Genomic DNA, 12657 nt, shown 5'->3' on the forward strand with positions numbered 1-12657 from the left:
CCTCAGTGCCTGTGCCAGGGCGCCGGCACCATGTCGAACAGCGGCGTGGGATCGCGCCGGTAGGGCGCGGGGCTGACGGGCGCCATGGGCTGCATGGTCATGGGGTCTATGCGCGCCAGCTGCTGCATCCATCCGATGTCCACGCCGCCGCCCGGTGCGGGGCGCGAGTAGATCAGCTCCAGCATGCGACGCGATGCCACATGGCCGTGGGAAGCGGCCTGCTGGTACAGGCGCAGCGCCTCGGTGTAGTTGGCCGGCACGCCGTCGCCGCGGTGGTAGCGCTGCGCCTGCTCCCATTGCTGCTGGGCCGTGACGGGCTGGCGCACCTGGATGTCCTGCTCGCTGGGCGCTCCACTCAGCTGCGGCGTGCGCTGCATGGCCTGCGGCCCCTGCGCTGCAGGCGTGGAGCTGCCCTGCGCCGACACCAGCTGGCCTGCGGGCCGCAGGCGCTCGCCCAGCATCTGTGCATTGGTCGCGGCGCTGAATGAGCGCGCCGCTGCCGCGCGGAACTGGCGCAGCGCTGCCTCGGGCTCGTCCTGCGCGAGCAGGGCCAGGCCCCATTCCAATTGGGCGCCAGGGCTGCCCGAACGTGCCGCGCGCTGCAGCAGTTCCTGGTCGGGCGTGCCTGCCACGGCCAAGGCCTCGCCCACGGGCTCGGCCGTGGACAGCGGCGCCAGGCGCCGGGCCAGCAGCCATTCCAGGTACTGGGCGCGGGCCGGGTCGGTCTTGGCCAGCTGGGCGATCCAGGGCCTTGCAGCCGGTGGATCGGGGGGCTGGCCGCAGCCGTCCATGGCGCACCAGGCCAGTCCCGCGCTGGCCAGCGGATGGCCGGCGCGCTGCGCGCGCTCGAACCATTGCCTGGCCTGCGGCCCGTCCTGCGCCATGGCAATGCCATGCAGTGCCAGCAGGCCCATCACCCATTGCGCCTCGCGCTGCGTGGCCAGGCTCACGCCCTTGCCTTCGGCGCGGCTGCGTAGCTGGGACAGGGCCCGTTGCTGGGCGGTGTCCGAGGTCGAGGTGATGTTGCTGGTGCCCGGCTGGGAACCGTACACGCTGGCCGTCGCCACCCGAATGGGCATGACCGGCGTGAAGCGGGCCGCCGCCTGCACATGCGGCAGTACGGCGGGAGCCAGACCTGGCAGCACCACCAGCAGTCCGGGCAGCACAAGCCTTGCGGTCAGGCGCAGCCCGATGCGCCGCCGTGGCGGGGATTCATGAGCGCTGGAGGGCATGGCAATTGCCTCTGTTTGGCTTGTGACGTGCACCGCTCATCAGCGCTTGGCCTGGGCCGGAACCACCTGCCAGAAGCGGGCCGAGCCGGTGTACTGGTCGGCGCCCAGAGAGTTGGCCATGTACTGGTTGACATCCTCCAGGGAGCGCATGCCCGGGATGGCGATGAAGGCCTTGCCCTGGAGCAGCGTGGGTAGCTTGTCGGTCATGTTCTGCTCGGTGGCGAAGCAGGCCACGCCTTCCTTGCCGGGAGGCCCGGCGTTGATGACGTAGCCGGGGTTGGGACTCATCCAGTCTGGCAGGCGAACGGATTGGGCGGCGGTGATCCAGCCCGAGCGGTTCACATCGTTGGGCACCAGCCGGGTGACCTCTCCATCGGCACCGGCCATGAAGCACGACAGGTAGGAGGCGCGCGACACGGTGGTGGACAGGAACAGCTGCTCACCCGTCTCGAAAGAGGTGCGCGTGGGCGTGATGTTCTCCACCCACAGGTCCAGCTTGCGGTCGGGCGCGGGGGCGCCGTAGCGGTAGTCACCCGTGGCCACGGCCACGTTCTCGGAGGCGGTGGTGACCGGTGCCGCACTCTTGGTGTTCCAGCCGATGCGCGTCATGTGTCCATCGGCGCTGACGGCCACGAAGTCTCGCAGTGCGCGCTCGTAGGTGCTGAAGTCCACCACGCCATTGACCACCATGCCGCTGTCGGCCTGGAAGCGCCCTATGGCCTCGCGCCACTGCGGGTTGCCTGCGGTGAAGGCCGGTGCGTCGGGCGGCAGATAGCCCTTGCTGATCAGCGACTGGCGCACCAGCTCCTGGTGGATGCCGGCTTCGCCTTCCTCATACCAGTCGCGCAGCTGACGCTGGAAGTCGGGATGGGTCTGGTCCAGCGTCAGGCACTGCCAGTAGGGCAGGCGTGACCATTTGCCCAGCAGCTCGATCATGCCCAGCTCGACCAGGGTGCGCACGGCCGGGCCCGAGCCCTGGGCATAGTCGCGGCCCACGCTGAACTGCACGCCGTAGTTGCCGATACGGCCCGACAGGTCAAGGCCCTGGCTGCCGTTGCCGATGACGACTTCGTTGGCCGAATCCAGGCCCGGAATGATGGTGCGCGTGCGGAAGTCGCCCAGGTGCAGCTCCATGCCCAGCACGGCGCCGCTGCGGTTGGCGCTGTAGCCGGTTTCCAGGCGCGAGGCGCTGGTGCCTATGTCCACGTTGTTGCGCAGCACGTTCTGGTCCATGAAGGACACGGCGCCCGACACATACAGGGCCGGGCGCTGCAGCTGGATCTGGTTGTTGTTGAGCAAGATGGTGGTGAGGTTCTGCACCGTGTCCTGGCGGGCGATGTCCACCTCATAGTCCACGTAGCGGAAGGCGCTGCTGACGCGCGACATCTGGGACAGGGCGGTGACCACCATCTCCTTGGCGGCCACGGCCACGCGGCCCGAATAGTCGGGCAACTGCTTGCTGGTGATCAGCACCGTGGGCATGTGGCTGTTGCGGAACATCCTGTCCATGCACATCAGCGAATCGGAGAAGCTCGATATGGAGCGCACCGGCCGCACCACCGGGCGGTCGGCCGCATAGACTTTTTCCAGGTATTTGGAATCCTTGCGCGCATCCAGCGGCGCGCAACCCGACAGCAGCACGATGGATGCCGATACCGCGCAGGCCACCACCCGCATACAGCCCTGTCTGCCAGCCCATCGCTGGCGGAAAGTCCCTCGGTTGTCCGCATGTCCGCCGAATGCCGGCTGCAGCGCGGCATCGGGGCGGGGAAGTCCTGGCGTTGGAAGGCGGTTGCGCATGATGGACCTCTGCTGGAAAACGGCGAGCCAGGGCACTGGCGCCCAGGGGCACCGGCACCGGAAATGGGTTTTGGAAATGAAAGGCGGCCGGGTCGCGGGCCGCCTGGCCGCACTAGCGGCAGACGTTGATCAGGTCGCCCTTGAGGACCACGATCTGGTCCTTGGTCTGTGGCCCGTAGCGGTTGAACGCGCTGGCGTTGGTGTTGCTGGCCAGGTCCTGGGTGCAGGTGCGCTGCATGCCCGTGCTGCTCGTTGTGGTCGTGGTCACCACGTTCGCCTCGGTGGAGATGCCGGGAGCATTGGTCATGGACATGGCTTCGTAGCGCGCGATCTTGGCCTTGACGTTGATGGGGATGTCAGTGACGGTGTCCAGCCCCGACGATGTCTGCTGCTTGGCCGTGGGCAGTCTCAGATAGTCGACAGGCTTGCTGAGCACCACTGGATCTTCGCCGGGGGCTGCTGCATGAAGGGGGGGCGCTCCGAGTGCGAGCCAGGCCAGTAGGGCAGCCGAACAGAGATGGGCGGCGGTGTGCATGGTGGGCTCTCCTGGTGCGGTGAGCTGGCTATTCGCCGGGAAGGTGCTGCCGGAAGGCCTGGGGCCGTCCGGCAGTGTCCTTCGTCCGGCAGTCAGGCTCAGTGGTTGTTGTAGCAGGTCACGCAGCCGTTGTTGCTGGAGATGTTCTGTACTGCCATGGAACCGTTACCGGCATAGTTGACGATGCCCGAGTTCTTGGCAGCCACCACCTGGATCGAAGTGTTCTTGACTTCCACTTCGCCATAGTTGGAGGCCAGGTTGTTGACGGCCACTGCTGCGTAGCCATCGGCCTTGTTCAAGATGCCGCTGCCGGTGGCAGCGACGACCTGCAGAGAGCTGCCACTGCGGTCGATGGTGACGTTGCCTGCATTGCTGGCCAGGTTCTGGGAGGCCTTGCCACCGCCCGTTGCTACGTTGAGCACGCCGCTCCTGTTCAGCAGGGTGACCTGAACGCTGGGGCCGTTGATTTCGATCTGGGAACTGCTGCTGCCGCCGCCGCCGCCGCCACCACCACCACCACCGCCACCGCCACCGCCCATGGGGCCAGCCATGGCTGCTGTTGCGATCAGGCTCAGGGAAAGAATTGCAAGCGATTTCATGATGGCTCCTTGATAAGGAATCGGACTACCAGGAAAAGGTGTGTAAGCACCCGTTTTTCAGACACTTTGCGGAGGTTTCCGGCCTTGTCTCCCTGGACCCCAGCTCGTTGTCTGGACTCCAATGTGCTTGGGGTGCCCCTGCCGTTCCATCTCTTGTACGGGGTAGCCGTGAGCGCTGAGCCACGTGGCGGGTACTTACCCGTCCAAACCTTTGGCTGGCGGGCTGCATCGCGTTAAAGCAGCGGCATTGGGAGGTGAATGGAGTTGGGTAGTTTCAAGGTGTAACGACAGAAAATTTGCAGTTGCAGCTTCGCTTCAGGCCGTTGATCCGGCGGGCATGGGGCCATCCAGACAACCTGGTGTATCGAATTGCATACGCTCGGTGCAGGCGCAGGAGGAAGGCGTTGAACCGGGGGCTGTCATGAGGCTGGATCAAGGGGAGGATGGCGGGCATCGGGAAGGGCATGGCCTGCCAGGCCCGACAGGCCTGCCGGTCAGGTGATCAAGAAAGTACGGACCCGGCTTCTCACACAAATGTGTTAATTTGCAAGCTACGCAATCTTTCACAAACTTCGTCAAAGATTGTGGATATCGGTGGCGATTTCTCTTAATGTGAAAGGCGCGTATGTGATCGGTTGCGTCATATACATGACGTGACATTTGAGGAGAACAGCATGAATCCATCCGACGTTCCCGCCGATGCCCGTCCCCTGATCGCCGATTCCTCGCGCGCCCAGGCCATGCTGGGCACGGGCCTGAGTTCCGCCATGTGGCCAGACTATCTGGCCGGCCAGCCCGACAAGCCCGTGCGCGTGCTGCTGGTCGATGACGATGCCCACATCCGCATGGTCATTGCCCAGGAAATCATGAACGACCCGCGCACCCTGGTCGTGGCCCAGGCCGGAAGTGTCCGAGAGGGTCGAAAGGCCATTCGCCAGCACGAGTTCGACGTGATGCTGGTCGACCTGAACCTGGGCGATGGCGAGGGCTTCGAACTGCTGGACATGATGAAGACCGTGCGGCCCACGGCCGAGGCCGTCATCATCTCCGTGATGGAAAACGACGAGCAGGTGCTGCGCGCCTTCGAGCTGGGTGCCACGGGCTACCTCGTCAAGAACTCCTGGTTCGGCAACTACCCGCAGGCCGTGCTGCAGGTGGCCAATGGCGGCGCATCCGTCACTCCCAGCCTGGCGCGCAGGTTGCTGCAGCGCTTCGACAAGACCCAGGGCGCCGAGCCCAAGCGCCGCTCGCCCGACGAGGCGGACCGCCTGTCCACCCGCGAGCGCGAGGTGCTGCGCATGGTCGCCAGCGGCTACACCAGCGCCGAGATCGGCTCGCGCCTGATGATCAGCGCCATGACGGTCAACACGCACATCAAGAACATCTACCGCAAGCTGCAGGTGCGCACACGCGCCCAGGCGGTGCGCTTTGCATCGCTGCGCGGCCTGTTCTGATTGGCTGGCGCCGCAGGGGCCCGTGCGGCCCGCCCCACCGCCGCTTCCCACCGCATGGCCATGAAGGACTCCCTTCGCGCATTGGCAGTCTGCCTGGCACTGGGCCTGCTGCAGATGCTGGCGCTTTGCGCCTGGCTTTGGCAGCAGGGCGACCAGGCTCCGCTGTGGCTTCGCCTGTGCAGCCTGGCCCTGCTGGTCTTGACGGCCTTGCTGTGTGCGATGGGTGCCTCGCGCCTGCGCAGGCTGCTGCTGTGGCGGCGCAGGCGCAGCCCCCGGCCTTCGCGCGAGGTGCAGGCCGAGCGCCGGCGCATTGCCGCCGATCTGCACGACGGCGTGGGCGGCCTTCTGGTGAATGCCATGGCCTTGCTGGAGCCGAGCGAAACCCGGCAGCGCCAGGCGCAGGAGTTGCTGGAGCAGGCCTTGCTGGACCTGCGCCTGCTGGTGGACGCCATGGACGCCGTGGAGGACGCCTTGCCCGTGCGCCTGGCGCGCCTGCGCCACCGGCTGCAGCCCGTGCTGGACCGCCGTGGCATGCAGATCCGCTGGAGCGTGGCCGATCCGCAGTCCGAGCCGGGCCTGCCCGATCTGCCCGATCTTCCTCGAGGCCAGTCGTCCCAGCACCTGCTTGCCATCACCCAGGAGGCCGTGAGCAATGTGCTGCAGCACGCACAGGCCAGCACGCTGTGGCTGGTGCTGCAGCCCCTGGAGCCGGGTATTGCGCGGGCGAACGGCGCCCATCCCGGCGCGCGCCGCGAGCTGCGCTGGGAGTTGCGCGTGGAAGACGACGGCCGCGGCCTGCCGCCCCGTACACCCGATGAGGCGCAGGGCATGGGCCTGGCAGGCATGCACCGCCGTGCCCATGCCATAGGGGCTACGCTGGACCTGGCGCCGCGTGCTGGCGGCGGCACGGTGGTGCGTGTGCGCTGGTGAGCTGGCGCGCTGTGGCAGCGGCGGCGGCGGAGTTCCAGCGATTGCGGTGCCCGCTGACAGGGCCGGCCCGCAGCGCGCTGTGCAATCCCACGATGGGCGCAAGTGCGGCAGCATCCACGCATGTATCCAAGCCCTGATGCCTGTCCCCCCATGAATCCACATCCCGACCTCACACCAGCGCCTTCCAGAAAACCAGGCGCTGAGAACGCCGCAGCCGATGCGGCCGGCAACGCGGCCGCTGCCGACGCGGCTTTCGCACGCAGCGTGCGTTCGGCCCTGCCGGGCCTGGCACAGCTGGCCGACATGGTGCCTGCGCTGCGCCTGCTCACCGGCCTGCTGGTGGCCAGCATCATCATCGCGGGCCTGTATTTCGGGCAGGGACTGCTGATTCCGCTGGCCCTGGCGCTGCTGTTCGGCTTTTTGCTCGATCCTGCGGTCTCCCGGCTCAGGCGCTGGGGCTTGCCGCGCATGGCGGCGACGCTGCTGGTGGTGGTCATGGCGCTGGCAACGCTGGCCGGAATGGGTACCTATCTGGGCAGCCAGGTGCAGCAGCTCAGCGCCGACCTGCCCACTTACCAGAGCACCATCCGCGACAAGCTGCGCAGCCTGCGCAGGAATGCCAACATGCCCAGCGCCTGGGACGGCGCCCTGCGCACCTATGACACGGTGGAGCGTGAGATCTCCCGCGGCGCCACCACGCCCCGCGTGCAGAAGGTGGAGATCCAGTCGCCCGAGCAAAAGCCCACGGCGCGCATGCTGCAGTGGCTGGGCCGAGTGGCCGAGCCCGTGACCACGGCCGGCATCGTGCTGCTGTTCGTGATCCTCATCCTGCTGGACCGCGATGACCTGCGCGACCGGCTGCTGCGCCTGATGGGCGGCAACCTGCATGTGGCCACCGACGCGCTGGACGAGGCCTCGCAGCGCATAGGCAAGTACCTGCGCATGCAGTTCGTGGTCAACATCACCTATGGACTGCCCATGGCGGCGGGGCTGTGGTTCATCGGCGTGCCGGGCGCCATTCTCTGGGGGGTGCTGGCGGCCATCATGCGGTTCGTTCCCTATGTGGGCGCCATGATCTCTGCCGCCTTCCCGCTGGCGCTGGCCTTTGCGGTGGATCCGGGCTGGCAGATGCTGCTGATGACGCTGGGGCTGATCATGGCGCTGGAGCTGATCAGCAACAACCTCATCGAGCCCTGGCTGTATGGCAGCAGCACGGGCCTGTCCACGCTGTCCATCATTGCGGCCGCGACCTTCTGGACGGCGCTGTGGGGGCCGATAGGGCTGATCCTGTCCACGCCGCTCACGGTCTGCCTGCTGGTGCTGGGCCGCTACATACCGGCGCTGCAGTTCATGGAGGTGCTGCTGGGCAGCTCCCCCGTGCTGGGTCCGGCCCAGCGGCTGTACCAGCGCCTGCTGGCCGACGATGTGGAAGATGCGGTCACGCTGGCGCATGAACTGGTGGACGCAAGGCTGCCAGCGCGGGCCTCGGCGGACGAACGCTCGGCCGCAGTGGCCGGCTTCTATGACGAGGTGGCGATCCCCGCGCTGCGCCTGGCCACCCAGCAGCACCTGGAGTCGGCCACGGCCGAGCACCGGCTGCGCCTGTCCAGCGGCATGGATGCCTTGGTCGAGGAGCTGCGGGAAAGCCATCCCGCGCCCGCAGACCTGTCCTCGCGGGCCCTGCGCATCCATTGCGTGGGTGCGCGCTGGGAGGTCGATGCCCTGGCAGCGGCCATGGTGGCGCACAGCGAGGCGCTGCGCGGCCACGTGGTCAGCTGCTCGGACTGGGCGCTGGCGGCCGATCCGCAATGGCGCCAGCTGGGGCAGGGCGAGGGCGGCGGCCTGCCGCAGGGCCATGCAGGCGCACAGGCCCTTGCCGAGGCGCAATTGCTGGTGCTCTCGGTCTTCAGCGCCCAGCCCCAGACCGTGGCGCGCCAGATCATGCGGCGGGTGCGCCGCCACTGGCCGCATCTGCGCGTGGTGCTGGCGCTGTGGAATGCGCCGGCCGTGGTGTCCGACCCCGAGTTCGCGCGCCGCTGCGGCGCCGCCGCCTGCGTGTCCAGCCTGCGCGAGCTGCAGTTGTGGGTGGACGCCTTGCGCCTGCCCGACGCGGCAGGCCAGGGCCTGGCCGCGCCCATTCCCGATGACGATGAGCAGCGCGTGCGCCAGCTGCGCGACAGCGGCGTGCTCGGGCCCGGCCTGCCGCCGCTGTACCACGAGGCAGCCCAGCAGGCCGCCAATGCCTTCGACGTGAAATGGGCCCAGGTCTCATGGGTCGATGCCGACCGCGTGCACACGCCCGGCAGCCTGCTGGTGGCGGACCAGGGCGACCCCGCATCGGCCGGGATGCCGCGCGGGCAGTCCATCTGCTCGTATGTGGTGCACGGCGGCGAGCCCCTGGTGGTGCACGACGCAGCGCGCGACCCCCGGTTTGCCGGCAACCCCGCACTGCAGGCCATGCGGCTGCGCTTTTACGCAGGCGTGCCGCTCAGGAACCGCCACGGCGCGGTGCTGGGCAGCTTCTGCATCATGGACGACGCACCGCGCGAGGTCTCGCCGGCAGATCTGGAGCTGCTGGCCGTCATGGCCGAGCAGCTGATGCAGACCGTGGAAGTGCGCCGCATGATGGAAAGCGGCGCAGCGCCGGCGCCGGCTCCCGCTCCCGCGTCTGTACCGGCGCCGCCACCGGCCCAGTCACCGGAGCAGTCACCGCCCGGCCACTGAGCCCGCTCACAGCGGCTACGGCGGCTCACAGCGAGGTGGCCAGCATCTGCTCGTAGTCGTCGGCGCTGGCCAGGCGCGGGTTGGTGCCGTGGCAATGGTCCTTGAGCGCCCCGCCGATCACGGCCGCGAACTGGGCGCGCTCCACGCCCATGGCGGCCAGGCCCGTGGGCAGGCCCAGGCGGGCGTTCATGTCGCGTATGGCTTCGGGAATGTCGCTGCCCGAGGCCAGACCCATGGCGTGGGCCATTCGCTGCAGGCGCTGTTCGGCGCGCACGCTCTCGGCCTCGGCATTGAAGCGCACCACGGCGGGCAGGAACATGGCGTTGAGCGTGCCGTGGTGCAGGCGCGGGTTCACGCCGCCCAGGCTGTGGCTGAGGCTGTGCACGCAGCCCAGGCCCTTCTGGAAGGCCATGGCGCCCTGCATGCTGGCGCTCATCAGCTGGCGGCGTGCCTCGGCGTCCTGGCCATTGCGGGTGGCGCGTTCTATGTGCGCCCAGCCGCGCGTGAGGCCGTCCAGCGCAATGCCGTCGGCAGGCGGATTGAAGGCGGCTGCCATGAAGGTTTCCATGCAGTGGGCGATGGCGTCCATGCCCGTGGCGGCCGTCAGCATGGCGGGCAGGCCGTAGGTCAGTTCCGGATCGCAGATGGCGGCGCGCGGCACCAGGTGCCAGCTGTGAAAGCCCAGCTTGCGGTGGTCGTCCACGATGATGATGGCGCCGCGCGCCACCTCGCTGCCCGTGCCGCTGGTGGTGGGCACGGCAATCAGCGGTGCCACGCGCTCGGTGATGCGCGGCGAGCCGCCCTCGATGGTGGCGTAGTGCGACAGCGGCCCTTCGTGCGTGGCCGCAATCGCCACGCCCTTGGCGCAGTCGATGGCGCTGCCGCCGCCCACGGCGATCAGGCCGTCGCAGCGCTGCTCCTGGTAGATCGCAGCGGCCGCACGCACGGCGGCCTCGGTGGGGTTGGAGGGCGTCTGGTCGAACACTGCGTGCGGCATGTCGCCCAGCCCATCCAGCGCCTTTTGCAGCACGCCGGCCGCCTTGACGCCCTGGTCGGTGACGATCAGCGGCCGCGTGATGCCCACGCGCTCGCACTCCTGGCGCAACAGGCGCACGGCGCCGAAGTCAAACTGGATCTGGGTGACGTAGTTGATGAAAGCCATGGTCGGTGACTCGTTGCGGGCCGCTGCGGCCCGTGGTGGGGATCAGGGGGAGTGCGCCGAATCTAGACCGCGCGTGCTGCACTGCAAACAAAGCAAACCCTGAGAGGGCGCCTGCGCGGTCACGGGGGCGACAGCACGGGCGTGCACTGCCATCGCATGGCTGCCAGGGCCTTGTGCTCGCGGCACAATGCCTGCTGCGCGGCGCCTGCCGTGCCTTGCCGGCCGCGCCGCATTGCCTTGCCAGATGGCTCCGATCGAACCTGTCCCTGAACTTGCTCCTGAACGTGCCCCAGCCCGAATCCCGCCCCCACGCCACGCCGCTGCCGGCGTCCCTGACCCACCAGATGCGCGATGTGCTGCGCCGCATGGAGCGCGCCGCACGCACGCCCATGCACCAGCTGGGCGCCGAGGGTGCGCGCGCCGCCTATGAGGCGGGCGCCGGCGTGCTCGAAATTCCCAAGCCCGTCCTGCCGCGTGTCGAGGACCTGCAGATTCCCGCGCGCGATGGCGCCTTGCTGCCCGCTCGGCTCTATGCGCCTGAGGAGCGTGCCCAGGCACCGGCCTCTGGCCTGCCCGTGCTGCTGTACCTGCATGGCGGCGGCTTCACCGTGGGCAGCGTGGCCACGCACGACGTGCTGTGCCGCCAGTTGGCCCACCTCTCGGGCGCCATGGTGATCTCGCTGGAATACCGGCGCGCGCCCGAGCACAAATTCCCCACGGCCCACAACGACGCCTGGGATGCGCTGCAATGGCTGGCTTCGCAGGGCGCCTTGCTGGGCGCCGACCCTGCACGCCTGGCCGTGGGCGGCGACAGCGCGGGCGGCACGCTGGCCGCAGCCTGCGCCATCCATGCGCGCGATGCAGGCCTGAAGCTGGCCCTGCAACTGCTGATCTACCCGGGCACGACGGCCCACCAGGACACTGACTCGCACCGCCGTTTCGCCCACGGGCTGGTCATTGACGAGCCGGCCATCACCTGGTTCTTTGCCCAGTACCTCAACAGCCCTGCCGACCGCGAGGACTGGCGCTTCGCCCCGCTGCTGGCGCCTGACGTGGACGGCGTGGCCCCGGCCTGGATAGGCCTGGCCGAATGCGACCCGCTGGTGGACGAGGGCGTGGAATACGCCGACAAGCTGCGCATGTCGGGCGTGCCCGTGGATCTGGAGATCTACCGGGGCGTGACCCATGAATTCGTCAAGATGGGCCGCGCCATTGCCGAAGCGCGCCGTGCACATGCCGACATGGCGCGCGCCTTGGCCGACGCCTTCGCGGCCTGAGAGCCAGGGCATCCAAGACACCCAAGACAACAGGAGAGAAAAACCCATGCAACGCCAAGATTTCCGCACGCTGCAACGCATCGAAGTGCGCTGGTCCGAAGTGGACGCCCAGAAGATCGTCTTCAACGCCCACTACCTGATGTACGCCGACGTGGCCGTCACCGACTACTGGCGCCAGTTGGGCATGCCCTATGAGTCATCCTTCGCGGCCCTGGGCGGCGAGCTGTTCGTCAAGAAGGCCACCACCACCTACCACGCATCGGCCACGCTGGGCGACGTGCTGCATGTGGGCATACGCTGTGCCAGGCAGGGCAATACCTCGCTGTTGTTCGAGGCCGGCATCTTCCGGGGCATGGAACTGCTCAACACCGTGGAACTGGTCTATGTGTTCGCCGATGCCACCACGCGCCAGCCGCTGCCCGTGCCGCAGCAGCTGCGCGACGTGCTCACGGCCTATGAGGCCGGCCAGAGCGTGGTGCGCGTGGCATCGGGCAGCTGGAACGACCTGGGCCGCGACGCCGAGCGCCTGCGCCTGGCCGTGTTCGTGCACGAGCAGGGCGTGCCGCGCGAGATCGAGATCGACGAGTTCGACCCCGTGGCCCGCCACGCCGTGGTCTACAACGGCCTGGGCCAGCCCATTGCCACCGGCCGCCTGGTCAGCGACAGCCCCGGCGCGGGCAGGATCGGCCGCATGGCCGTGGACCGCAGCGTGCGCGGCGGCCGCTGGGGCCGCATCGTGCTGGACAGCCTGGTGGAGGCCTCCCGCCAGCGCGGCGACCGCGAAGTCGTGCTGCACGCGCAGCGCCATGCCGAGTCGTTCTACCTGCGCGCGGGCTTCACGCCCGAGGGCGAGCCCTATGAAGAGGCCGGCATTCCCCACATCACCATGAGGAAAGTACTCACCGCCTGAGCTGCAGGCAGCTCAGGCGGTGCAAGGCCCAAAT

At 68.3% G+C, this 12657-nt stretch carries 10 protein-coding genes; 5 read left to right on the forward strand and 5 right to left on the reverse strand.

Translation table 11 applies throughout. The features are described from left to right. Positions 1-2 precede the first annotated feature (2 nt). From DTS01S_RS14980 to DTS01S_RS14995, 4 genes are all read right to left on the reverse strand, one after another. Positions 3-1232 carry an SEL1-like repeat protein gene (locus DTS01S_RS14980; RefSeq protein ID WP_061287995.1) on the reverse strand — a complete coding sequence of 410 codons (1230 nt, stop codon included), beginning with the start codon at positions 1230-1232 and terminating at the stop codon, positions 3-5. 39 nt (positions 1233-1271) lie between these two features. Beyond that, the gene (locus tag DTS01S_RS14985) at positions 1272-2909 is read right to left on the reverse strand and encodes a DUF4384 domain-containing protein (protein ID WP_043790348.1); all 1638 of its coding nucleotides are present in this window, start codon (positions 2907-2909) and stop codon (positions 1272-1274) included. Positions 2910-3144: 235 nt separating this feature from the next. Then, positions 3145-3468, reverse strand: coding sequence for a hypothetical protein (locus DTS01S_RS14990; RefSeq protein WP_227472563.1), 324 nt, complete (start codon positions 3466-3468; stop codon positions 3145-3147). 197 nt (positions 3469-3665) lie between these two features. Further along, positions 3666-4166, reverse strand: coding sequence for a hypothetical protein (locus DTS01S_RS14995; RefSeq protein ID WP_074931915.1), 501 nt, complete (start codon positions 4164-4166; stop codon positions 3666-3668). Positions 4167-4840: 674 nt separating this feature from the next. On the opposite strand from DTS01S_RS14995, the gene DTS01S_RS15000 reads away from it, so the two are divergent. From DTS01S_RS15000 to DTS01S_RS15010, 3 genes are all read left to right on the forward strand, one after another. Further along, a complete protein-coding gene (locus DTS01S_RS15000; RefSeq protein ID WP_016446810.1) occupies positions 4841-5620 on the forward strand; it encodes a LuxR C-terminal-related transcriptional regulator in 780 nt (259 codons plus the stop codon). Positions 5621-5680: 60 nt separating this feature from the next. Continuing rightward, positions 5681-6550, forward strand: coding sequence for a sensor histidine kinase (locus tag DTS01S_RS15005; protein ID WP_223275273.1), 870 nt, complete (start codon positions 5681-5683; stop codon positions 6548-6550). A 150-nt stretch (positions 6551-6700) separates the two neighbouring features. Then, positions 6701-9274 carry an AI-2E family transporter gene (locus DTS01S_RS15010; RefSeq protein ID WP_017405540.1) on the forward strand — a complete coding sequence of 858 codons (2574 nt, stop codon included), beginning with the start codon at positions 6701-6703 and terminating at the stop codon, positions 9272-9274. Between the two features lie 25 nt (positions 9275-9299). On the opposite strand, the gene DTS01S_RS15015 is transcribed toward DTS01S_RS15010, so the two are convergent. Beyond that, complete coding sequence (locus tag DTS01S_RS15015) at positions 9300-10436, reverse strand: iron-containing alcohol dehydrogenase (RefSeq protein ID WP_016446813.1); 1137 nt, start codon at positions 10434-10436, stop codon at positions 9300-9302. A gap of 272 nt (positions 10437-10708) precedes the next feature. On the opposite strand from DTS01S_RS15015, the gene DTS01S_RS15020 reads away from it, so the two are divergent. Both DTS01S_RS15020 and DTS01S_RS15025 read left to right on the forward strand, forming a co-directional pair. Beyond that, complete coding sequence (locus tag DTS01S_RS15020) at positions 10709-11713, forward strand: alpha/beta hydrolase (RefSeq protein ID WP_017405542.1); 1005 nt, start codon at positions 10709-10711, stop codon at positions 11711-11713. A gap of 46 nt (positions 11714-11759) precedes the next feature. Continuing rightward, positions 11760-12623 carry a YbgC/FadM family acyl-CoA thioesterase gene (locus DTS01S_RS15025; RefSeq protein WP_013802704.1) on the forward strand — a complete coding sequence of 288 codons (864 nt, stop codon included), beginning with the start codon at positions 11760-11762 and terminating at the stop codon, positions 12621-12623. Positions 12624-12657 lie beyond the last annotated feature (34 nt).

Origin of the sequence: Delftia tsuruhatensis NBRC 16741 (assembly GCF_001571325.1) — a bacterium.
Classification (GTDB): domain Bacteria; phylum Pseudomonadota; class Gammaproteobacteria; order Burkholderiales; family Burkholderiaceae_C; genus Comamonas; species Comamonas tsuruhatensis.

Excerpts from the sequence above, each read along its gene's own strand:
- DTS01S_RS15000 (WP_016446810.1), top strand. The coding sequence starts at position 4,841 with ATGAATCCATCCGACGTTCCCGCCGATGCCCGTCCCCTGATCGCCGAT.
- DTS01S_RS15025 (WP_013802704.1), top strand. The coding sequence starts at position 11,760 with ATGCAACGCCAAGATTTCCGCACGCTGCAACGCATCGAAGTGCGCTGG.
- DTS01S_RS15005 (WP_223275273.1), top strand. The coding sequence starts at position 5,681 with ATGAAGGACTCCCTTCGCGCATTGGCAGTCTGCCTGGCACTGGGCCTG.
- DTS01S_RS15010 (WP_017405540.1), top strand. The coding sequence starts at position 6,701 with ATGAATCCACATCCCGACCTCACACCAGCGCCTTCCAGAAAACCAGGC.
- DTS01S_RS15015 (WP_016446813.1), bottom strand. The coding sequence starts at position 10,436 with ATGGCTTTCATCAACTACGTCACCCAGATCCAGTTTGACTTCGGCGCC.
- DTS01S_RS14985 (WP_043790348.1), bottom strand. The coding sequence starts at position 2,909 with ATGCGGGTGGTGGCCTGCGCGGTATCGGCATCCATCGTGCTGCTGTCG.
- DTS01S_RS14995 (WP_074931915.1), bottom strand. The coding sequence starts at position 4,166 with ATGAAATCGCTTGCAATTCTTTCCCTGAGCCTGATCGCAACAGCAGCC.
- DTS01S_RS14980 (WP_061287995.1), bottom strand. The coding sequence starts at position 1,232 with ATGCCCTCCAGCGCTCATGAATCCCCGCCACGGCGGCGCATCGGGCTG.